The following is a 22,828-nucleotide window of genomic DNA, read 5'->3' as shown; positions in this document are numbered from 1 at the left end:
TAACTACTGACGGACTTTCAGTTTGTTGGACGTGATGGCAAGTTGAGTGTTTTTGATTCATATTGGATGTGAATGACATGAGCAAGGACGAGTTCAAACAGCAGTTTGCGGCGCATGTCGCCGAAGCCTTCCAACAGTGCTATGCTGACAAGTTTCAGGAACTGGGCCAGCAACAAGTATTTGACCCCGATTTCATTTACGATCTCCTTGAAAAACCAAAAGACCCGAGAATGGGACGCTTCGCGCTGCCGGTGTTTCGCTTTGCACGTATTGTTGGAGACAAACCTCCCACCATTGCCTCCAGGATTGCAGAGATATTTAGGAAAACGGACTCTGTGACGATTACTGCCACTGGCGGCTTCCTTAATGCTCAGGTGGATAGTGCGACTCTCGCTACAAAGACAATTGGGCAGGTCCTTGAAGCCCAGAAGAACTACGGCGCAAGCTCTGAAGGCGACGGAAAGAACCTCCTGGTTGAATATTCTTCAGTCAATATAGCCAAACCATTCGGGATCGCGCATCTACGCACAACGATTCTGGGAGCATCGCTCAGAACGATCTTCAAGAAACTCGGCTACAATGCTGTTGGCATCAACTACCTCGGTGACTGGGGTACGCAATTCGGCAAGCTTATTGTCGCGTTCCGCAAGTGGAGTAAGGAATATTCGGGGAAGGATATCACTAGAATCGCCATGCTCTTTCTTCTGTATGTACGTTTCCATAAAATGGCGAAAGAAGACAAATCACTCGTTGAAGACGCAAGGAATGTGTTCCGGGCTCTTGAGGGAGGTGGCGACGCTAAAACAACCGAACTGTGGCAGCAATTCAGATCGCAATCCATCGAGGAATTCAAACGCATCTATGATCGCCTCGGAGTTGAGTTTGATCTTATCACCGGAGAGGCCAATCTCAATGACAAAATGCAACCGATCATCGAACGGCTGGAGAAGGCTGAACTGACCCGCATATCTGAAGGAGCGCTGGTTGTTGATGTAGATGATACTCAGCTGCCACCTTGCCTGCTAAAGAAGGCGGACGGTGCAACTTTGTATGCGACGCGTGATATCGCCGGTGCTTTCTGGCGCTATGAGAAATTTGGATATGATCAGTCGCTGTACGTCGTGGCCAATTCTCAGAGTGACCATTTCAAGCAGGTCTTTGGTGTTATCAAACGACTCGAAGAGGCCGAACAGACACCTGACAATCAGCGTCTGACACCTCGCTTGAAGCATGTTGATTTCGGGTGGGTCAAGTTCGGCGACAGGGCGATGTCTACTCGGGGAGGTAACGTCATTCCGGTTGAGGATGTCATTGACAAAGCGGCATCACTTGTTACTGATATGATCCGGGAAAAGAACCCCGACCTTGAGAATATTGACGACACTGCTGCTATGGTTGGCGTGGGAGCGGTCAAGTTCTCTCAGCTGTCTGTCAAACGTCAAACAGACGTCAATTTCAATTGGGAGGCGGTGCTTAGTTTTGAAGGGGAGACCGGACCGTACTTGCAGTATACCCATGCCCGGCTCTGTTCATTGGAGCGGAAGTTTGGCCAGCCCGTCACTGCGGATGTGAATGTCGTTATGCTGGACGGAGAGGAGGAACGGCGAGTTGTTGAATTGCTGGCCGATTTCCCCGAGGCGATTGCCGATGCCGCCCGCAACTACGATCCGTATTTCATAGCCGCTCATTCGTTGAGGTTGGCCGGTGCGTTTAACAAGTTTTACCAGCGCAAGGCACCCGATGGACGCGTAGACAAGATCATATCTGATAATACCTCCCTGACCGCCGCACGTATGGCGCTTGTGGTGAGCGTTCGTCTCGTGATCGGCGAGGGATTACGCCTGCTTGGGATTCAAGCGCCGGAGGAAATGTAGGATTGGTGATATGCAACCGGTAATCAGCCGCATCAAGAACATAGAATCGCTTGGCGACATCTGTGCCGCCGCCACCAGGAGTTATAAATGCTTATTGTAATGGATACCTCGGCCCCCAAAAGTGCGGTCGAAAACGTATGTAAGCTGATTGAATCGATGGGACTGACGGCCCACCCAATGCCCGGTGCACAGCGCACTGCTATCGGAGTTACGGGCAACAAGCTACAGGTTGATGCGGATCGTATTATGACTCAGGCGGGGGTCCGGGAAATCATCCACGTAACCAAACCATACAAATTGGTTAGTCGGGAGTTTTACCCGGAGTCGAGTGTAATCGAGGTTGGCGACGTGAAGATCGGAGGACCAGAGTTTGTTATCATGGCCGGTCCCTGTTCTGTGGAAAATCGCGAGCAGACCCTTATTATTGCTGAGGCCGTTGCCAAAGGCGGGGCCAAGATTCTGCGAGGGGGAGCATACAAACCGCGCACTTCCCCGTACAGCTTCCAGGGTCTCAAAGAAGAGGGACTAAAAATACTGGCCGAAGCACGGGACAAATTCGGATTGAAAATTGTCACTGAGGCTATAGACACAGAGACCATTGACCTGGTTTCAGACTACTCGGACATTGTACAGATCGGCGCTCGCAATATGCAGAACTACTCGCTTCTTAGAAAAGCAGGCCAGCAAAAGAAGGCTGTATTGCTGAAACGTGGTCTGGCGGCCACTGTCGAGGAGCTACTCATGGCGGCTGAGTATATCATGGCGGAGGGGAACTCAAACGTCATACTATGCGAACGCGGAGTACGAACCTTCGCCGAACATACCCGCAACACGCTTGACTTGTCGGCCGTACCTTATGTCAAACGAACCAGCCATTTACCGATTATCGTTGACCCCAGTCATGGAACCGGACGCAAGGACAAAGTAATCCCATTGTCACGGGCTGCAATTGCCGTTGGAGCTGACGGCATAATAGTTGAAGTTCACCACGATCCTGGGAACGCACTGTCGGATGGACCGCAATCCATCACACCGTCAATGTTCGAAGAATTGGCACACCAAATGCACAAAATGGCCGGAGTGCTCGACCGTACCTGCCTATGAAAACGCTTCATCCAGTCAGGAAAGTAAACGGAACAATATGTGTACCGGGTGACAAGTCTATTGGCCACCGTGTGGCGTTGCTGTCACTATTGGCAAGTGACTCAATAACAGTGACGAACTTCCCCGGTGCGGCGGATTGCCAGAGTTCCTTACAGGCGATCGGGCAGTTGGGAGTGCGCGTCGAGAAGGATGGCGACACGCTGACTCTGTCGTCTCCGGAGACTATTCAATCGAAACCAGGTACAGCTATAGATTGCGGCAACAGTGGAACAACAGTGCGGTTGTTGTCAGGCATTCTGGCTGGCATGGACGGAGAGGTGACTCTCTCCGGCGATGAATCATTGTCTTCACGGCCAATGAAGAGAATCATCACTCCGCTAACGGAGATGGGGGCAGAGATATTCTCTGATGACGGTCACTTGCCGTTGAGGATAAGAGGCGGGAAGCTGTTGCCCTTTGAATATCGCCTGCCGGTGGCTTCGGCCCAGGTAAAATCGGCCCTGTTGCTGGCGGGATTGGCCTCACGTTGTTCTGTCACGGTGCGTGAGGACATCATCACCCGCGACCACACTGAGATCATGATCAAGCAACTGGGAGGGGAACTCAACGTACGAGACATCAAGCAGGTGCTTGTGCGCGATCCGAACGACCCTCGCAAGAGTCATCGGGAGTCGCCGGAACCGTTCAAGCGAGAGATATTGCTATCTTCACGGGCGAAACTTACCGAGGGAACTATCGATATCCCCGGCGATATTTCCACCGGCGCGTTCTTTCTTGCTGCAGCGGCTATCGGCGGTGGATCCGTAACCATAGAGAATCTTGGCCTTAATCCTACTCGCACTGCTTTTCTGGATCACCTGAAGTCCTTCGGTGCTGCGGTTGCAATGACCAACCGTAAGGTTGTCTGCGGCGAGCCACGAGGGACGGTGACGGTATCTGCAGGGAAACTCAAACCACGCCGGATCAGTGGCTCTACCACCGTAGGACTGATCGATGAAATCCCCATCGTAGCGGTTATGGCGGCGTTCGCACCGGGTACCACAATTATCAGGGATGCGGCCGAATTGCGAGTGAAGGAATCAGATCGACTCGAAGCGGTAGCTCACAATTTGAAATTGATGGGCATCAAATGTGGTGTTCTCGAAGATGGACTGGCTATTGACGGGAGTACGGAGTGCTCGGGGGCGGATTTCAAGAGTTTTGGAGATCATCGGATTGCAATGGCGTTCTCGATTGCATCTCTGTTTGCAGTGGGTCCATCAACTATTGATGATGAATCTGTAGTGGCTATCTCCTGCCCGGAGTTCTGGGATCTACTGGAGATGATCAAAGGATGATGGCCCCTCAGAAGTTTGGCCTCATAGGTAGAAACATTGCCTACTCCCTATCTCCGGCTATCTTCAAGTTAGTATTCGACATTGAACAGATCGAAGGCGAGTTTGATATTGTTGATGTTGAACCTGACCTGCTTGAGACACAGATCAAATCGCTCGCATCGCGAGGATACCAAGGACTTTCGGTGACCGTCCCCTACAAGCAAACCGTAATTGATTACGCAGATGAGTTGGACGACCGAGCCGACGCCATTGGCGCTGTTAATTCATTAGCGCTCGATTCGGGGCGTATTTGTGCCTTTAATACCGATGGTTATGGCTTCGCGTTGCCGCTGGAAGTACACCGACCAACCCTTGATCAGGGGGCAGCGACACTATTGGGGTGTGGTGGTAGCGCACGAGCGGTAGCATTTTGCCTTGCCCATGATTTTGGTATGAAGCACCTGGTAGTGGCCGGTCGCAGTCCCAAGCGACTGGAAGCATTCAAAACGACTATGTTACCGTCATTGTCGCCAACAACTATTGAGACTATATCTCTGGATCAATTGACCGAGTTTGTGTCCGGAGACGGGATGCCACTGGTCGTGAACTGTACACCTCTGGGTGGTCCGAATCATGCCCATGAGACACCGTTGCCGGAAGCGTTCCCATGGTGTTGCGGGGACATCTACTACGACCTTAACTATAATACCGACAACTGTGTTCTAAGATCAGCTCATGAGGCGGGGATGATCGTCATTGATGGGAGAGAAATGTTGGTTGGCCAGGCAGTGCGATCCTTTAATCTTTGGACGGGACTTGATGTTCCCTTTGATTCTGTCTACGAACGAATGGATTTCAATGGATAAATGGCACAACATATTCCTGATCGGGTTTTCCGGCTCCGGAAAATCGACGGTAGGATCGTTGTTGGCTCGCACGGTTCGAGCGACATTTTTAGACAGCGATAGCCTTATCGAGGAGTGTTTCGGCAAATCAATTTCTCGCATATTTTCAGAAGAAGGAGAGAACACTTTTCGCGAGGCGGAATCAGATGTGATCAGTGAAGTAATGACCGTAGCGAACACGCGACGAGTGATTGCCCTCGGTGGAGGAGCGTTCCAAACCAGAGGAAACCGCCAGATGATAATGGACCACGACAGCTTAGTGATCTATCTGAGTTGCTCGGTTCGTGAACTGTATCGACGATTGACCAACAACACTGATCGTCCTCTGCTACAAGCGAGACTACGACCGGGGGAGAGCAAGCGACAGGCATTACAGCGACAGATCGCCACCCTGTTGAACAGGCGAAGAAAACAGTATTCTCTGGCTGATATCACAGTCTCAACGACGAATAGGAGTCCTGTCGAAGTGTCTCGTTTCATCCTGAACAAGATCAAGGAGTTGGATGCGAAAAGTAGTCGTTGATCTCGCTGAGCGAAGCTACCCGGTAGTTGTTGGCGCTGGAATCTGGAAGGAAGAGCTTGCACGTCTGGCCGGAAAAGCCACCGGATCGAAAGGGAGATTATTCGTCCTGTGTGATGCTCAGCTGTTCGCGTTATATGGACATGCAATAACTGCCGCCGCCCGGAAGGCTTCTCGGACTGCCCAACTGCTAGTGGTGCCGACAGGTGAACGCGCCAAAACCATGACACAGCTCCGGCGAATCTATGGTTACCTGCTTGATAACCTGATCAGTCGCAACGATGTCATTCTTGCCTGCGGTGGTGGCGTGACCAGTGATCTGGCCGGCTTTGCGGCAGCTACAGTTCTTCGAGGGGTTCGTTGGGGTGTGCTTTCCACTACTCTATTAGGCATGGTCGATGCGGCCATTGGTGGCAAAACGGGCATAAATCACAAACAGGGTAAAAACCTGCTGGGAGCGATCTGGCAGCCATCGTTTGTTATCTGCGACTCCGAGTTATTGGCCACTCTGGCTCCACGACAATTGGTGGCGGGGCTGGGCGAGGTTGTCAAGTATGCCGGTTTGGTGGAGAATAACATGATAGGAACCTTGAATCGCTACCTGCAAAAAGGAGACATGTTCGACCTGCGGGCGTTGACCAGACTGATTCATCTCTCTGTGCAGTACAAAGCGGCTATTGTTTCGCAGGATGAGCGTGAAGGGGGACTTCGGATGGTGCTCAATCTTGGGCATACCTTTGGACATGCCATTGAGAAATCGCTTGGTTATGGACGCTTACTGCATGGCGAAGCAGTTCTGCTGGGACTGTTGGCTGCTGTGGAACTGAGCGGTCGGCTCAAGAAGGTGCGTGTTGGCCGACTCGAAGATTACAAGGATATTATCTGCCAGCTTGCCGGGGAGATACCGCATCGTTACATTGAGGTGGATAAGGTGATAGCCGCTATGTCGCACGACAAGAAACGGCTTGGTAAGTCAACTAGATTTGTGCTGCTGGATGCTCCGGGCCGACCGGTTATTGCCGACAATGTGAAGAAGAAAGATATTCGCATGGCGCTGAAGGCAGCGTTGGCAACATACTGATCTGCGGAGGCAAAACAATGTCACGTGTTCTGGTCGTCAATGGCCCCAATCTCAACCTATTGGGCAAAAGAGAACCCGAGATTTATGGTACACAGACACTTGACGAGATGAACGAGCATCTCACTTCGATGGCGTCCGAGTTGAAACTGGAGGTTCGCTTCTTCCAATCCAATTCCGAGGGCAAGATAATTGACTTCATCCAGACTGAAGCTCCTCAGGCAGTTGGAATGATAATCAATCCCGGCGCCCTGACGCATTACAGCTACGCCCTCGCGGATGCAATCACAGCGGTGGATATTGAGACCATCGAGGTGCACATGTCTAACATCTATGCCCGTGAAGAATTCCGACACAAATCCGTAATTGCTCCTATCGCATCCGGCCATCTGGTCGGGTTCGGTTTTTATGGCTACGCTATGGCATTGTCGTATTTTGCCGATATGAATAAGACGGACTAATACAATGCGAAGAATTCTATTCACATTCGTGCTCAGCACGATTCTGCTATCGGTTTCCTGCCAGGAAACTGCGATCACACGCGATAGCGTACTGACCACGCTGGACTCACTGGAGCACAAACTCCAATGGGTGGAATACCGCCTTGGGCAGGAGAAGTGGAAACAGCACGCGACTGACAGATCGGATTCGCTTGAATATTATCAGGGGCTTCACGACTACGTGATCAATGCCCCCGGTTTGATTCGAACACTTCAGGCCGGACAACGGCTGTTGCAGGACGAGGAAGCGATCAGGCGGTGCGAGTTGATGCGTTCGTCAGTTGCCCTGGGCCAGATTGAGTCGTCTTCAAGAGTAAGCTCACTTCGTGATTCCCTTCTGCGTCTTGATGGTAACGCAGGTTCGGAAACGCCGTACGAGATTAATCAACTATGTTGCAATGAAAGTGATAGAACCGTCCGCGAGCGAACCTATCGCGCTCGAAGCAATATGGGGAACAAGCTGGCTGATGGATTGGGGCAACTCTTTCGGATGCGCAACCAGGAAGCTCGCCGATTGGGCTACAACAACTGCCAAGCTCTTTCGTTTACACAGTATGGGATAGAATCACAGGAGTACTTGAAACTTCTTGACCGTGTAAATTCGCGGAGTACTGATGCATATGTTGTAATCGTTGAGAGGCTGCAGGCACAGTTTGGCAGCACTCCAGTCGAAGTTTGGGATCTGGCCTACGCTTATGAAGATGTAAAGCGGCGAGTTGACGCCTATTTCCCGGCCGACTCACAGCTTTCATTTGTAGACAAGAGTCTTGAGAAGCTTGGATTCGATCTGGATAAATTGCCGATCTACATCGATCGACAGCACGCAACAGCGGGAAATACACGGACCTATTATCTGCCAATTAGACCACCTTACGATGTGCGGCTCACGGTCAATATTGAGGACGGTCTGAGCAGTACACAGGAGCTACTCTATAACATTGGTCAGGCACTACACCAGACACACATATTTCAGGAACGTGAGCTCTATGTAAACGCCCTGCCGGAGGCCTGGACCGAAAGCCTCGCCCAGGCAATAGCCGCCTTGTGCCAGGATGAACGCTGGCTGGCCACATATCCACGCCTTCCACAATCCTTGATCAACGATTACCTTACTGCCCACAACGAGCAGGAGATTATCCGGCTGCGAATGACACTGGTTAATCTGATGTTCGAGTATGAGGCTTACACCAATCCCAACCGCGACCTCAACAAGCTCTACTGGGACCTTTTTGAACGGTATATGATGTTGCCGCGACACGATGACATCAAACCCTGGACTAAGGTAACAACCTTTGTGAAGCAGCCGGTTTGGATGCACAATCATTTATTCGGGAAAATGATAGCAGCCCAGGTAGTAGGCGAGATCAAGCGGCAGTATTCCAGTCTGGCGGATAACCCGGAGATTGGTTCATATTTGAATCAGAATTACTTTCGCTTTGGTGCCCGCTACGACTGGCGCGATCTGCTGGAGCGCGGGACCAGTGAGAAACTCAACCCCGATTATCTGATTCAGGGAATGGGTATCTAAATCCTGACACTGACAAACATCGTTACTTTGTCATAGGCCGAAAGCCACACTGAGCCGTACTCCTGCTACTATTACATTGTGTTTGAAGTGGCTGTACCAGAGGAATTTGTGCTCATATGTCAATATTCTCCTAAAGTACACTTCAAACCTGTTGGAAATAGTGGATCTGCTGTAGACTCTGTGACCTAGTCCAATTTCGAAGAATGTGTATTTCCTGGCATCGTCCGTCGATTCCAGTTCCTTGATTTCAATGGTCCCTAGCTTACCGTTCAGGAAATACGATGTTCGGTTCTTTGGCGTGAATAACCAGCACAAGCTCCAGGAATGACCGATCCCCCTGATTTTGTCGGAAGAAAGAATTTCCTGCGTGGCATACAGAGCATCGACATTGATCCCAATTCTTGCGTTAAGGCTTGCTGTCAACTCCAAGGCCATGCCGGCTCCGTAAACCAATCTTCCGTTACCTATATGGGTAAGACCACCAACGGTAAGAGATGGAATCACCGTGAGAACACTGTGTTTGATTTCAATCTGTTTCTTTGGTGGTTTCTCGTGCTTGCGACGACTGGCATCCGATGTAGAAAAACATAGAGTGACTGCAACTAATCCGAACAGTAACGATGTGATGTATGTATGCACAGAACCTCCCCTGGCTAATGTTCCCAATTAGATAGTCAATATATCGAACGACGATATTGCCAGCAAGCACGTTTAGGTGGTCAGTGACCACCAGGCAGAAAAAAAGGCGGGAGTGAACACTCCCGCCTCAAGTCTTATCACAACGACTTGATTCTTACATCTGTCCCCAAATGCTGAGCGTAACGCGGCGGTTCTTCGAGGCAGCCTGTTTCTCGTCAGGCAGCGCTACCGGTTTGGTCTCGCCATATGATACAACGAAAAGCCGATAGAGAGAGATGCCGCAATGATCAGCAATGTACCGTTTGGCCGAGCCGGAACGCTTCTCACCCAGCATGAGGTTATAGCGAGCTGAACCGGTGCGGTCGGCATGTCCGGCGATTTCGATCAGCGATCCCGGATACTGGCCCATCTTTTCACACGCTTCCAGAAGTATCTCTTCAGCGGTAGGAGTGACATCATAGGAGTCAAAATCGAACTGAATCTCACCCGACCAGAGGACCTGGTAATTCTCAAAGCCTGAGGCCTTATTAATTGCCAGGTCGGTCTTTTCCGCAAGTTGAGCCGACAGCGATTGTAACTTGGTTATCTGATCTGCATTAGCGTTAGTCTTATCGCTCAGATCGCTAATCTGTGCGCCGGTACGCGACTCAGAGTCATTGATCTGCTGAGCAACATATTCTTTGTTGACGCCGCAGCCCATCATCAGCAAAGCCAGCAGCAATCCTACTACCATCATCGTTTTCATCGTGCTTCCGTCCTTTCGTATGCTATTCATTCGATATTTATTAACCACCAAAATCGGCCCCATAATACCGCCTGGAAGCTACATGGCGCAACAAAAAAGACCGCTACTGCTTCACTGCGCCAGCCGTAATACCGGAGACGATATGTCTCTGAAGAAAGCCAAAAGCAATGAGTACCGGTATCACCGCCACTGCCGATCCAGCCATCAGGTGCTGCCAGTCAATAGCCTGGTGTCCCTGAAAATGCGCCAGAGCGACCGGTAGAGTGCGAAGTGACTCGCTCGAAGTTAGGATATATGGAAAGAGGAACAGATTCCAATTTGTGAAGAACACCTGTATAGCCAGAACCGCCAGCGCCGGTTTGCACAGCGGCATAACGATACGAAAGAGAATCGTCAGCTCGCCGGCACCGTCAATACGGGCAGCATCTTCCATGTCTGGCGGTATGGATTCCAGATACTGCTTAACAAGAAAAATACCAATCGGGTTCACTAACCAGGGAAGCATGAGCGCCCAATAGGTATCATACATCCCCATCTTGAGCATGAGGACATAAAGCGGTACAATCAGGATATGTGCCGGAATCATCAGGACTACAATCACGGTCACGAACATTATTCTTCCAGCCAGTCCCCGGTAGCGCGCAAGAGCATAGGCGACCATGAAGCAGAAGAAGGCATTGGCGACAGTCACTACAACAGCTACCAGCACGGAATTGAAGAGAAAACGACCAATACTTGCCTGACGGAAAAGGTCGATGAAATTCGTCAGTGTAACACCGGTCGAGAAGAGATCACCAAATCCTACGGCCGCACCGGCCGGCATGAGTGAAACGCGGAACATCCACAGGATGGGAAACACCATCACTGCCAGAACAGCAGACAGACCAACATAGCGCAATACGAGATGAATCCGATTGGTTACCATATTGGCTGTCTCCTTCGCAGGAGCAGGAATTGTAAAGCCGCAAAAGCAGCCACGATCAGAAAGAGTACATAGGCAGCGGCTGAGGCGTAGCCAAACTGGAAAGCGGTTGTGACACCGACATCATAAATGAAGTAGACCATTGAGGCGGTGTCGAACTTTCCCTTGGTCATCACGAATATCTCGACAAATACCTGGAAGGACTTGATCGAATTGATGACCACGATAAACAGCGCTACCGGTCTCAGGAGTGGTAGAGTGATAGAGAAGAATTGGCGGGTAGAAGAGGCACCCTGAATGCGGGCGGCCTCGTACAGTTCTATTGGAATAGCTTTGAGACCGGCCAGAAAGATTAGCATATAGTAGCCCACCGACATCCAAATATCCATAGCCATGATCGAGTAGAGGGCGGTCGAACTGGAGTACAGGAAACCATGCTCGGGGGGGACAAAACCGATCATCGTAGCCAGTGTGGCCACATACCCGCCTCTCTGATAGAGGTTGGTGAAGATCAACGCGATAACGACCATCGACGTGATAGAAGGCAGGAAGAACCCCGCCCGAAACAGGGACCTCCCGGGTAAACGACGACTGACCAGCAAAGCCATCAAGAGGGCTAGTACCGTCGTTACCGGCACAGAACCTATGACGAAGATAAAGGTGTTCTTGAGGGCGGAGTGAAAATCTTCGTCGGCCAACAGCCCCCGGTAGTTGTCCCAGCCGATCCATTCCATACCGGCACGCGACAAAAGACTGTAATCAGTGAACCCGGCCAACAACGAGAAGACCAACGGAAAAAACCAAAACACCAGAAATGTAATCAGCCAGGGGAGAAGAAGCAAAAGACCGATCAGACGCGAACGCTTCATTGGCTTTTCAGCTTCGCAATCTTACCTCGAGCCTTGCGAAGCGGCTCCGCTACTCCACCCGATTCAAACAGGGATTCCTCGATAGCTTCCTCGATAATGTTTTCAATGAACACCCAGTCGGGGTCAACGGGCGGATGATTGCTCATCGGGATCTGCTTGATGAACGTTTGCAGATGTATATTGGAACTGAAGTATTCATCCGTCTGAGCTACAATACTGGATGGATTAGCCGAACGATTTGCCTTGCAGAAGCGAACCTGATTCTTCGGAGACGTCACAAACCGGATCAGCTTCATAGCCGCTTCTTTTTGCTCGGAGGCTTCGGTAACGGCCAGGAATTCGCCACCCATGAAAGACCGACCAATAAAGGTCGGACCGGGCATCAAGGTTGAGACCAGATCAATCTTGTGTTTTTCAAGTTCAATCCGCTTTAGCAGCCAATCACCCGAAAGAACAAAGCCGACCTTGCCTTCAAGGAAAGCATCCTCAATGCCTCGCTGATTGGCGACATAGCCAGAAGAGTCATGCAGATCTTTGTAGGTTTGTAGCGCGTCAATTGCGTAGGTGGACGCAAGTACGCAGTGCTGTCCATTATCGCTGAATATCTGACCCTGCGCTGACCAAAAGAACGGTAGAAACTTCTTGTACAGACGGTGCTTCTCGGCCGCATTTGATCCCCAGCCGTAGACACCGGAACCGAGAGCGGATACGGCCGCTGCGGATTGCTTCAGATCGTCCCACGTCACCGGTACAAAATCAGGATCATACCCTGCCCGAGTCAGCAACTCCCGGTTAGCAAACAGAACCCGCGTGCCAAGTATCCATGGGAAGGCGTATATCTTGTCGTCGTAGTCAGCCATACTCCAGCCCTGGAAAGCAGAACTGTCGTCAGCGATCATTGACGAAATATCAGCCAGATGGCCATTGGCAGCAAACTGAGCTATCCAGTCAGATCCGAGTTCCAGAACATCCGGTCCCGTGCCGGACGCCAGCGATAGGACAATTTTTTCGTGACCGTTGGCCCAGGTGAGATCGGTCAACTCAACGTTGATACCCGGATTAGCCTGTTCGAATTCGTCAACAATTGTCTCGATCGTTGGTTTGATAGCCGGGTCGGTCCAGAATTGCCACCATCGCAGAGTCGTATCAGCGGTAACATTAGCGGCAACAAGAATTAAAAATAGGAATACTACAAATTTCACAGGGCGACTCCCTTGGTTTCGTTCACTCTTATTATATGACAAGAAGTTCGTCTCTTATCATCCGGTCAATCAAAATCTTTTAGTTGCCCGTAACAACATCAAGCGTTTTCCTTGCAACAATATGGGAGCCATCGTCATAATAGGTACCGTCCTCGATCCATCATGGTTCGACATGGCCCGGTTGCCAACTCTGGTAGCGGCAATTATCTCGGTCCTGGTGGTACTGTATACGACTTTTCATAAGCGGAGCAGGCAGCGTTTCAAACTGCGTGAGATCGCTGGACTGAAAGCGGTCGAAGAAGCCATCGGTCGTGCTACGGAAATGGGACGCCCCTTACTCTTTACGCCCGGGTGGGGGGGGGATATTCAGCGACCAACCACTATCGCCTCAATGAACATCCTGAGTCATGTTGCCCGGAAGACAGCGCAATACGATTGCCGCCTCGTTTACCCGACCCATGATCCCGTTATAATGACGGTGGCACAGGAAGTTGTACGGGAGGCCTGTGTACAGGCGGGCTTTCCTGATCGATATAATGCCAACGATATTTTCTATGTAAGTTCTTCACAATTTGGCTACGCGGCTGCAGTGGAGGGTTTGATTAGCCGCACCAAACCAGCCTCCGTTTTTCTTCTGGGCACATTTGAGGCAGAGTCTCTGATCCTGGCCGAGACCGCCAACATCAATGGCTCCATTCAGATCGCCGGTACCGATTCGACGATTCAGCTTTCCTTCTTTATAGTAGCCTGTGACTACGTTCTTATAGGCGAGGAATTGTTCGCCGCCTCTGGCTATCTATCCGGTGATCGTTCGATCCTGGCTTCGGTACGAGCGCAGGACATCTTGAAAGTCATGCTGGCTATTATTATGATTATTGCCACGCTCTGGGTAACAGTGGATCCTTCATCAAGCTGGTGGCGGTTCTAATGAATCGCCGAATTGCCCAGATCGTTTGCTTTGCCTTTGGTGCTCTGTTGTTTGCGCTCTATTTCTCACAGCACCCAGCCGCGAGAAAGCTCAACGCAACGGTGATGATAGACTATTGGCAGATTATCTTCGCCATAACGCTGTTGGTGGGAGTGCTCGGGTTTGTGCGTATGACCTGGGGTAGTATCCGCAAAGGGGATGACCGCCCGTATCGAATAGTCTCGCTGATCGGGCTGGGCAGTATGCCGGTTCTGGCTATTATCTGGGGTATTAGAGGGGATTCGCCTTTCATGTGGATGTTTGAATATGTTCTGGTGCCTATGCAATCGACAGTGTTTGCACTTCTGGCTTTCTTCGTGGCATCTGCTTCATTTCGTGGTTTCCGTGCACGCTCGGCCCCGGCAGCTGTTCTGCTGGCGGCGGCGATATTGACCTTGCTGAGCCGTTCCTCGCTGGAAGGAATCGTTCCGCAGTTTTTCACCGAAGCGGCCGATTGGGTGCGCGGAAATCCATCAATGGCTGCTCGTCGTGCGATTCTGATCGGAATCGGGTTGGGGTCACTCACGACCTCGCTTCGGGTTATACTAGGTATCGAACGCACGTGGCTCGGGGGCGAGAAATGAAACAAATAGAGAGCCGCCACTGGATATTTGGTGGGCTATTCGTAATTGTAATCATTACGATGGTTCTCAATATCAACCTTGAAGTACGCGTTACGCCGGAGACAGACCGGTTCTATGCCTGCCTTGATTCATTACCGGCGGGGGCCACAGTGATAGTCTCTTTCGATCACGAAGCATCATCGTTGCCGGAGATACGGCCACTGGCTCTGGCCGTGTTGCGTCATGCGTTCTCACGAGACCTTAAATTAGTCGGTACAGCCCTGTTAGCTGAGGGAACTGCTGTTGGCTACCGGCTAATGACTCAGACTGCCGACGAATACGGCAAGACATACGGCGAGGATTATGTCTATCTTGGTTTTAAGCCTCAATACATTGCAGCCATTCTCTCTATGGGGGAGTCGATTCCTGATACCTATCCCGAAGACTATCTGGGGCAGCCCTATCGGGATTACGAAATGCTGGTTGACGTCGAAAACTATGACGACATCGCCGCGGTGATTTCAATTGCCGACGGATCTTTGACAACACACTGGATCGAATACGGCGCGAGTCGTTACAATATCCGCATAGTAGCGGCGGTGACAGCGGCTATGATGACCACCTATGATCCATACCTGGCCTCGGGACAATTGTACGCCATGTTTGGCGGACTTCGCGGAGCAACGGAATATGAACAGCTCATAGGAATTGGCGGTTCCGGCAAACGCGGTATGCTGGCCCAGTCGGCAGCGCATGTGTACGTCATGGTGCTGATTATCGCCGGTAACATCATCTATTTCCGAACACGCCGGAGAAAGGGGTCAGCCTCCTGATGGACTGGAGCGTGATCATCGCCGGGTTGCTGACATTGGCAATTTTCAGTTTCCTCTATCGGGACAACCCGGTCTACAAAATGGCGGAATCTCTGCTGATCGGCGTCTCGATTGGTTATTTTCTGGTCATAACCTGGTCCAATACATTGATGGATCTGTTATTCGTGCCGTTGGTTCAAGATGCGAAGTGGCCGTTGGTTCTGCCCCTGGCTCTTGGACTCATGATGTTTGGACGGTTCCACAAACGGACCGCCTCTTTGTCCCGTATTCCGATCGCGATCCTGATAGGTTCCGGTGCCGGCGTAGCTATTCCAGCTATGCTCGAAGCCCGCACACTTCGACAGATCACCGCTACCGTCGGTCCTTTGCTCTCAGAATCGGGACAGCCTGACTGGTCGGTTATCGTAGTCCTGACGGGGGTTATCACAACGTTGGCCTATTTTTACTTCAGCCGTGAGCATAAAGGTGTGCTGGGGGGGGTTGCCAAGGGAGGGACGTATTTCCTGATGATATTCTTTGGTACTACCTTTGGCTACACTGTCATGTCACGGATGTCAACATTGATCGGTCGCGTAGAGTTCCTGCTGTCGGATTTCGTTCGACTGGCTCAGTGAAAGCGAGTGACGAGGCGATGAAATGTCCCCGCTGCCAGGCGACCATGGAGGAGCAAAAGCGTTCCTTCCACAAACAACGGAAGTGGGTTTGTCCCAAGTGTGGTCGGGTCCGGTTTCAGCCCCACCGAAAACCCTCGCGCCGAAAAGATGACAGCGAATCCCGTGACTAATGACCTGTTTTGCGGGTAAGCCAATAGATGAACCTTTCAGGAAAGAGCACGTACTTACACTATATGTTTTCTAGAGGAGTCGATCACAGTTGACGATGGATATTCGAATCGGAACATCGGGTTACAGTTTTGAAGATTGGCGTGGGGGATTCTATCCGGCAAGTATTGACAAGGGGAAGATGCTTGATCACTATGTGAAGTTCTTCCGCACGGTCGAGATCAACTCAACTTATTATCGTATTCCACATCCGGCCGTGATGGCCAATATTTCAAAGAAGGCACCGGATGGATTCGATTTCATAGTCAAGGTACCCCAGTCATTCACTCATCGACGCACTGACTTGGAAAACGATCGAGCCGCTTATCTCGAAGCACTACGTCCCCTTGTGGAATCCGGTAAGCTGTCAGGTCTCTTGGCGCAGTTTCCATATTCATTCAAGTTTGGTTCTGAAGCTCTCGATTACCTTGGAATCGTTCAGCAGGCTCTGTCTCCTCATCGACTGTTTGTAGAATTCCGCCATCGTGGCTGGGTGAACCGTACAATGTACGATCGTCTCCGCGCAGAAGGGATTGGTTATGTCTGTGTGGATGAACCGCCGTTGCCCGGATTGCTCGATCCGGACTGCTTTGCCACGACCAACACAGCGTACATTCGTCTCCACGGGAGGAATGCCGAACACTGGTGGGACGGAGGAGCATTACGCTATGACTACAAGTACTCCGACGAGGAACTGCAGGGTTGGGGAAAGAAAATTGAGAAGTTGAAACAGAAAAGAGAAGTTGAGAACCTCTATGTGTTTTTTAACAATTGTCATCTTGGACAAGCGGTGGGCAATGCCGTCGATATGAAAGGACTGCTCAAAGTATGATTAGATTTCGCGCCGATGTGGTTTTAGTTGACGCCGGGCATGAAATCGAAGTATAGAGAAAGCACTATGATAGGAAAGAGCATATGAGACTACAGCTGGAATCGATTCGTAAAGAATATGACGGCAAAGTGGCAGTGGATAATCTGTCACTTGATGTCCCGGAAGGAGTGATCTACGGCATTATCGGCCCCAATGGGGCTGGCAAGACGACTACGATCCGCATGATTATGAATATCACAATCCCGGATTCGGGTCGGGTGTTACTTGACGGAGCTCCACCAACCGACGATTTCAAGAATCGGGTTGGATACCTACCGGAGGAGCGTGGACTCTATAAGAGTATGACCCTGATGGAAGTCGTGCAGTACATGGCTGAGTTGAAAGGTAAATCGCCAGCTTATATACGCGAGCATGTTGATCACTGGCTCGAGAGAATGAAGCTTCTGGATTATAAAACTCGTAAGGTTGAAGAATTATCAAAGGGAATGCAGCAGAAATTGCAGTTCATTACAACGCTGTTACACGATCCGGATATTGTTATTCTCGATGAGATATTTTCCGGGTTGGATCCACTGAACATCGAACTCGTAAAAAATGTTATTCTCGATTTGAAGCGAGCTGGCAAGACGATTCTCTTTTCTACTCACGTGATGGAACAGGCGGAGAAACTGTGTGATCACATTTGCATGATCGCTTCAGGCAAGAAAGTGATCGACGGGACACTATCCGATGTTAAAGCGCGATTTGGAAAGAACGCCATTCAGATTGACATGGAGGGAGACGGGGGATTTGTGGCATCCTTACCGGGAGTTAAGAAGGTGAGCGAGTTCAATAACTATCTGGAACTGGATGTGGACAGCGGCACTGACATCTCGGCTATCCTGAAAGCTGTAGCTGATCGGGTAGCGATACGTCGCTTCGAAGTAGTCGAGCCTTCGCTGTATGACATCTTTATCGACATGGCGAACATCGACCCTGCAAAGTACGACGATGGGAAGGAAGGGAAGACCAATGTCTAAGTTCCTTGTCATTTTCAAACGCGAATATGCGCAGGTAGTCAAAAAGAAATCATTTATTATTGGCATTGTTCTTACGCCTTTACTTATGCTCGCCTTCTCAGTCGTTCCTACTTTGCTGGCGACCAAGAAGTCATCGGAGACGGAATTGCTTGCCGTCATCGACCGGAGCAATCATGAAATAGGGGCAGATTTTTCAAAAGCCCTCGAATACTACAAACTCGAAGATGATTCTACCGCGTATTATGGAGTCCAATCTGTTTTCAAGGCCGGAACTGATGAGGAAGAGCGCTATCAGATAGTCTACGATTCGCTCGTAGAGTGTATCAACACTCAGCAAATAAAGTACTTTGTGGTCATTGGTGACGAAGCACAGAATGCGGACTCGGTGTCTTTCATGGTCACCAATGCTGACAATTTTCGTGCCAATAGACGGTTTGGTACTTGCCTTTCCGCAGTTCTGTCCGGCATCAGACTTGAGGAATCTGCGGTCAATCTCGAAGTGGATTCGGTTCTGGCTCTGACAAGGCATATTGACCTGATGCAGAAGGATGCCAAAGGAGATGCTATCCCGTTCAAGGTTAAGTATTTCAGTGCCCTCATGTTTGTAGGCATTATGTTCGGGATGATTTTCGGCTTTGGCCAACTGGTGATGCGTTCGGTGATTGAGGAGAAGAACTCTCGTATTATGGAAGTCCTGGTATCCTCGGTCAGTCCGTTCCAGTTGATGCTGGGGAAGGTATTGGGTTTGGGAGCGGCCACATTTACGCAGGTATCGGTCTGGTTCCTGCTGGGGGTTGGGCTGTATTTCATGAAAGGATCGCTGGAGATTGATCCCTCCATTGACCGCATCCTGTTCAATCCGGCTATTGCAGTGTTCTTTGTGCTCTTCCTGATCTCCGGTTACTTGCTGTTCTCCACGATGTTTGCTCTGATCGGATCGATCTGCAACACCGAGAAAGAGGCTCAGAACTTCATTATGCCGATCACAATGGTGATGATCCTGCCCTTCATGCTTGGTATTTATGTTATTCAGAACCCCAATTCAGCGGCCAGTGTGGTGCTCTCTTTGATCCCGTTTCTTACTCCGACGATGATGTTGATGCGCGTGGTTTTCATAGCGCCAACTCTTTCCGAATACTCGCTGTTTAGCGGAATTGTCGGGGAGGCAACACTCGGTTTCATTCTGTTATGTCTGTCAGTGCTGGGGCTGATTTGGCTGACGAGCAAAGTTTTTCGGGTGGGTATCCTCATGTACGGCAAGCGGCCGACGCTTCCCGAAATTCTCAAATGGGTACGGCAGTAGATGAAAGTGATAATAATCCTATGATACGTCGTGACACACTGCCATCGGTTCTGATCATGCTGGCCGCTTTTGTATTTTTCTCGGCCAATACGGTCTACATCCTTGAAGCGGAGCACTTCACCGACGAAGCAGGGTTTCGATCTGATATTGAATTCGATTTCAGGACCGTCCAGAAGGGACCGTACCTGAACCTTAAATCAGCGGTACTGGTTAATTATGAAAACGGCGAGGTTCTTTACGCTCGCAATGCCGATGCCGTTCGCCCCGTCGCTTCCATAACCAAGCTCGTGGCCGCGATGGTGATTGTTGACAAAGGGGTTGACATGGATCGCACTGAGACGATCACCAAAGAGGACGCCTATCGCTCGTCTCGATCGCGTTTGAACCGCGGATATGAGTTGACGCTTTATGATCTTATGCACGCTGCCCTAATGAATTCCGACAACCGGGCAACCCGGGCACTGGCGCGCGCCACCAGTGGATCGATTGAGACCTTTGTCGAGGAGATGAATAGAAAAGTGAGACGGCTCGGCTTGAAGGCAACCAAATTCACTGATCCCACCGGGCTCGACTCGACGAATGTATCGACCGCTTGTGAAGTGGCGAAGATTCTCCACTATGCTTATCGTTATGAGTTGATTGCTAAGATTACGTCGATGAAGCGGTATCGGGTGAAGATCCAAAATCGCAAAAACACCTGGCGCAATATGGCCAACACCAATTTGCTCATGCATTCGCCCTACAAAGTACTGAGCGGTAAAACCGGCTATATACGTGCGGCTGACTACTGTCTCACAAGCCTGATCCGCAACAAACGAGGAGAACGTCTGACAATGGTTGTGCTGGGCGTACCGGGCGATAAGCTCCGTTTCCGCGAAGCAAGAAAACTTATCGATTGGGGTTCTCGCAAATTGTTGGCTGCGGCTCCGGATGCTTGACCAAATTCCCAAATCGTTTGTCAATTTCCGGCTCAGAGCGTATAATGATTCCCAATATGTCGTCGAAGCCAAACATACTGGTGGTCGGAGCCGGATACGTCGGATTAGCCACAGCCGTTCATCTGGCCGCTAAACGATTTCCGGTCACGGTAGTCGAGAAAAACAGGATTATCGTTGATGGCTTGAACAAGGGTCAGCTTCATTTCCGCGAAAACGATCTGGCACGAGCACTCAGGGAAACCGTAAGAAGCAGCCGTCTTCGAACGATCCTGCCCAGTAAAATTGCCTACGAGAAGGCAGATCTGATTTTCATAGCCATTGACTCGGTTAATCGGGGTGACTGGAAAATGCGACTGGGCGCTTTTGAGCGGATGGCTAACTGGATCGGTGGCTGCAACCGTCGAACAGTGGCTACTGTAGTACTGAAATCAACAAACGTAGTCGGTTTTGCGGATCAGTTCCGACAACTGCTTGAATCGACTCCTCACGGAGAGAAGGTTCGATTAGTTGTCAATCCGGAGTTCCTGCGCGAGGGATGTGCCTACCAGGATACGGTGAGGCCTTGGCGAATCATTCTGGGATCAAAGGAGAAACGTGACGCGACTAGGCTGTTGAAAATCTATAATAAAGTCTACTCTCAGAGCATACCAATTGTTCATACGGATATTCGATCAGCCGAACTAATCAAGCTGGCTTCCAACGTCTACCTAGCTCACAGGCTGGCGTTCATCCATGAAATAACCGATTTCGCCCGAATAGAACAACTTGATCTGTCGTCAATTCAAAGGGGGATAGGTCTGGATGAGCGTATCGGTTTGGACTATTTCACTCCCGGACTTGGATTCGGGGGATCCTGTCTGCCCAAGGACTGCCGCTTGATCAATTCCGCCGAGAGCGAAACCAATTTCACCTTTGAGACCGCCCAGACAGCAATGAATATCAATGATCGCTTGCTCGAACACCTCGTGGAGAATCTAAAGAACCGCTTGCGGCCTCTCAAACGCAAGAAGATCGCTATTCTCGGAGCGGCGTTCAAGCCTGAAGTTGATGATACTCGTGGCTCTCGCGCAGTGAAGCTCGCCATTCGTTTGCGGCGTTCTGGAGCGCGCGTCAGCCTGTATGAGCCGCTTCTACCAAATGCGGAGAAGGTCTTCGAAGGGAACATGCCGCTGGTGCATGACCTTGATGAGGCACTTCGGGGAGCTTCGGCTCTGGTGATCGGTACTGCCCATAAACAGTTTCGCCGTCTTAAACCGGTCCATTGTGCGAGCCTCATGAAGAAACGTCTGGTCGTAGACTATTTCGGAATTCTCAATCGTCGCTCATGGGAAAAAGCCGGATTTGAATTCGTATAGGGGAGAGGTTGTAACGTATGTCCATCAAGACTATTCTTCTTACTGGTTCCTCCGGCACCGTAGGCACTGCCGTAGCGCAAGACCTGTCGAAACGGGGTTATCGCGTTATTCCTCTGGATATTCGTCATTCGTACTGGGATAGTCGGATCGAGCGTCAGACCGTATTCCATGACCTCCGGAAACCTCTAACCAAACTGAGATTGCGCACCAAACCCGATCTTATTATCCATCTCGCGGCCAATGCCCGTGTGCACGATCTGGTGATAAATCCAAAACTGGCCCACGACAACTATCTGATGACATACAATCTCTTGGAATTTGCTCGTACCCGGGGAATTGACCGGTTCGTTTTTTCTTCTTCGCGTGAGGTCTATGGTGAGTCCAAGGCAGGGGAGAGGCGCAAAGAGTCTACAACTCATGTCAGTGGGATCAAATCACCATATACCGCCTCGAAGTTCGGTTCTGAGGCACTGATTCATGCCTATCAAGGGTGCTATGGCATACGCCCTGTGATTGTACGACTGTCAAACGTTTACGGACGGTACGACGTGTCTGAACGAGTCATTCCACTCTTCATCTACTATGCCATGCGCGATCGCGACATCTGTGTCTTTGGGCGCGAGAAGAAACTGGATTTCACTTATATTGACGATTGCTCCGATGGTCTGGTACGGATTGCGGATCGGTTCGACCGTGTGAGCGGCAGAACTCTAAACCTTTCGAGTGGCAAGTCCGAGCGGCTGATGGATCTTGCCCGCATGATTGTGGCTCAGACTGGTTCTGGCTCCAGGGTGTCTGCAAGCACCAAACGGGTCGGTGAAATATCGTCATTTACCGGAGATATATCATTGGCGCGACGCCTGCTGGGCTATGCACCTAAAGTAACACTTGAACAGGGTTTGCCGTTGAATATCGAATGGTACTTGAAAGCTATGAAGATCCGCAGGGTATATGAGAGCCAAAGACGCAACCTGGCCAGGCGCGGCTGGGCTTAA

Annotated in this window: 23 protein-coding genes; 18 read left to right on the top strand and 5 right to left on the bottom strand. The window is 50.6% G+C overall.

Annotated elements, in window-relative coordinates; genetic code table 11:
* The first annotated feature begins 77 nt into the window (after positions 1-77).
* The 8 genes from argS (at position 78) to KOO62_04020 (ending at position 8,825) form a co-directional block, all read left to right on the top strand.
* Complete coding sequence (gene argS / locus KOO62_04055) at positions 78-1,874, top strand: arginine--tRNA ligase (GenBank protein MBU8933161.1); 1,797 nt, start codon at positions 78-80, stop codon at positions 1,872-1,874.
* A gap of 87 nt (positions 1,875-1,961) precedes the next feature.
* The gene (gene aroF, locus KOO62_04050; protein MBU8933160.1) at positions 1,962-2,978 is read left to right on the top strand and encodes a 3-deoxy-7-phosphoheptulonate synthase; all 1,017 of its coding nucleotides are present in this window, start codon (positions 1,962-1,964) and stop codon (positions 2,976-2,978) included.
* Entirely contained in the window at positions 2,975-4,315 is a 1,341-nt protein-coding gene (aroA, locus tag KOO62_04045; GenBank protein MBU8933159.1) for a 3-phosphoshikimate 1-carboxyvinyltransferase, read from the top strand. Before aroF ends, aroA begins: the two co-directional genes overlap by 4 nt.
* Positions 4,312-5,160, top strand: coding sequence for a shikimate dehydrogenase (locus KOO62_04040; protein ID MBU8933158.1), 849 nt, complete (start codon positions 4,312-4,314; stop codon positions 5,158-5,160). Before aroA ends, KOO62_04040 begins: the two co-directional genes overlap by 4 nt.
* Positions 5,153-5,722 (top strand): shikimate kinase, encoded by a 570-nt coding sequence (locus KOO62_04035; GenBank protein ID MBU8933157.1) that lies wholly within the window; start codon positions 5,153-5,155, stop codon positions 5,720-5,722. Before KOO62_04040 ends, KOO62_04035 begins: the two co-directional genes overlap by 8 nt.
* Positions 5,703-6,800, top strand: coding sequence for a 3-dehydroquinate synthase (gene aroB / locus KOO62_04030; GenBank protein ID MBU8933156.1), 1,098 nt, complete (start codon positions 5,703-5,705; stop codon positions 6,798-6,800). Before KOO62_04035 ends, aroB begins: the two co-directional genes overlap by 20 nt.
* 17 nt (positions 6,801-6,817) lie before the next feature.
* A complete protein-coding gene (gene aroQ / locus KOO62_04025) occupies positions 6,818-7,258 on the top strand; it encodes a type II 3-dehydroquinate dehydratase (protein ID MBU8933155.1) in 441 nt (146 codons plus the stop codon).
* A gap of 4 nt (positions 7,259-7,262) precedes the next feature.
* Entirely contained in the window at positions 7,263-8,825 is a 1,563-nt protein-coding gene (locus tag KOO62_04020) for a hypothetical protein (protein ID MBU8933154.1), read from the top strand.
* Positions 8,826-8,855: 30 nt separating this feature from the next.
* Here the strand turns inward: KOO62_04020 and KOO62_04015 are convergent, their stop codons facing one another.
* From KOO62_04015 to KOO62_03995, 5 genes are all read right to left on the bottom strand, one after another.
* Entirely contained in the window at positions 8,856-9,464 is a 609-nt protein-coding gene (locus KOO62_04015) for a hypothetical protein (protein ID MBU8933153.1), read from the bottom strand.
* 154 nt (positions 9,465-9,618) lie between these two features.
* Positions 9,619-10,209 (bottom strand): OmpA family protein, encoded by a 591-nt coding sequence (locus KOO62_04010; GenBank protein ID MBU8933152.1) that lies wholly within the window; start codon positions 10,207-10,209, stop codon positions 9,619-9,621.
* 103 nt (positions 10,210-10,312) lie between these two features.
* Positions 10,313-11,134, bottom strand: a complete 822-nt coding sequence (locus KOO62_04005) for a carbohydrate ABC transporter permease (protein ID MBU8933151.1) — start codon at positions 11,132-11,134, stop codon at positions 10,313-10,315.
* On the bottom strand, positions 11,128-12,000 hold the full coding sequence (locus KOO62_04000) for a sugar ABC transporter permease (GenBank protein MBU8933150.1): 873 nt from the start codon (positions 11,998-12,000) through the stop codon (positions 11,128-11,130). The genes KOO62_04005 and KOO62_04000 overlap by 7 nt, the downstream gene beginning before the upstream one ends.
* Positions 11,997-13,202, bottom strand: coding sequence for an extracellular solute-binding protein (locus tag KOO62_03995; GenBank protein MBU8933149.1), 1,206 nt, complete (start codon positions 13,200-13,202; stop codon positions 11,997-11,999). The genes KOO62_04000 and KOO62_03995 overlap by 4 nt, the downstream gene beginning before the upstream one ends.
* Positions 13,203-13,323: 121 nt before the next feature.
* Between KOO62_03995 and KOO62_03990 the strand changes: the two genes are divergently transcribed.
* From KOO62_03990 to KOO62_03945, 10 genes are all read left to right on the top strand, one after another.
* A complete protein-coding gene (locus tag KOO62_03990) occupies positions 13,324-14,130 on the top strand; it encodes a hypothetical protein (GenBank protein ID MBU8933148.1) in 807 nt (268 codons plus the stop codon).
* On the top strand, positions 14,130-14,753 hold the full coding sequence (locus KOO62_03985; protein ID MBU8933147.1) for a hypothetical protein: 624 nt from the start codon (positions 14,130-14,132) through the stop codon (positions 14,751-14,753). Before KOO62_03990 ends, KOO62_03985 begins: the two co-directional genes overlap by 1 nt.
* On the top strand, positions 14,750-15,565 hold the full coding sequence (locus KOO62_03980; protein ID MBU8933146.1) for a hypothetical protein: 816 nt from the start codon (positions 14,750-14,752) through the stop codon (positions 15,563-15,565). The genes KOO62_03985 and KOO62_03980 overlap by 4 nt, the downstream gene beginning before the upstream one ends.
* Positions 15,565-16,179 (top strand): hypothetical protein, encoded by a 615-nt coding sequence (locus KOO62_03975; GenBank protein MBU8933145.1) that lies wholly within the window; start codon positions 15,565-15,567, stop codon positions 16,177-16,179. The genes KOO62_03980 and KOO62_03975 overlap by 1 nt, the downstream gene beginning before the upstream one ends.
* A gap of 265 nt (positions 16,180-16,444) precedes the next feature.
* Entirely contained in the window at positions 16,445-17,218 is a 774-nt protein-coding gene (locus KOO62_03970; protein MBU8933144.1) for a DUF72 domain-containing protein, read from the top strand.
* 83 nt (positions 17,219-17,301) lie between these two features.
* Positions 17,302-18,237 carry an ATP-binding cassette domain-containing protein gene (locus KOO62_03965; GenBank protein MBU8933143.1) on the top strand — a complete coding sequence of 312 codons (936 nt, stop codon included), beginning with the start codon at positions 17,302-17,304 and terminating at the stop codon, positions 18,235-18,237.
* Positions 18,230-19,540 (top strand): ABC transporter permease, encoded by a 1,311-nt coding sequence (locus KOO62_03960; protein MBU8933142.1) that lies wholly within the window; start codon positions 18,230-18,232, stop codon positions 19,538-19,540. The genes KOO62_03965 and KOO62_03960 overlap by 8 nt, the downstream gene beginning before the upstream one ends.
* Positions 19,525-20,478 carry a serine hydrolase gene (locus KOO62_03955; protein MBU8933141.1) on the top strand — a complete coding sequence of 318 codons (954 nt, stop codon included), beginning with the start codon at positions 19,525-19,527 and terminating at the stop codon, positions 20,476-20,478. Before KOO62_03960 ends, KOO62_03955 begins: the two co-directional genes overlap by 16 nt.
* Before the next feature lie 56 nt (positions 20,479-20,534).
* Entirely contained in the window at positions 20,535-21,833 is a 1,299-nt protein-coding gene (locus KOO62_03950; protein MBU8933140.1) for a nucleotide sugar dehydrogenase, read from the top strand.
* A gap of 17 nt (positions 21,834-21,850) precedes the next feature.
* Positions 21,851-22,828 carry an NAD(P)-dependent oxidoreductase gene (locus KOO62_03945; protein ID MBU8933139.1) on the top strand — a complete coding sequence of 326 codons (978 nt, stop codon included), beginning with the start codon at positions 21,851-21,853 and terminating at the stop codon, positions 22,826-22,828.

Source organism: Candidatus Zixiibacteriota bacterium, assembly GCA_019038695.1.
Classification (GTDB): Bacteria; Zixibacteria; MSB-5A5; order GN15; family FEB-12; genus B120-G9.
The sequence above is the reverse complement of the archived record's forward strand: the minus strand, read 5'-3'. Positions and strand labels throughout refer to the sequence as shown.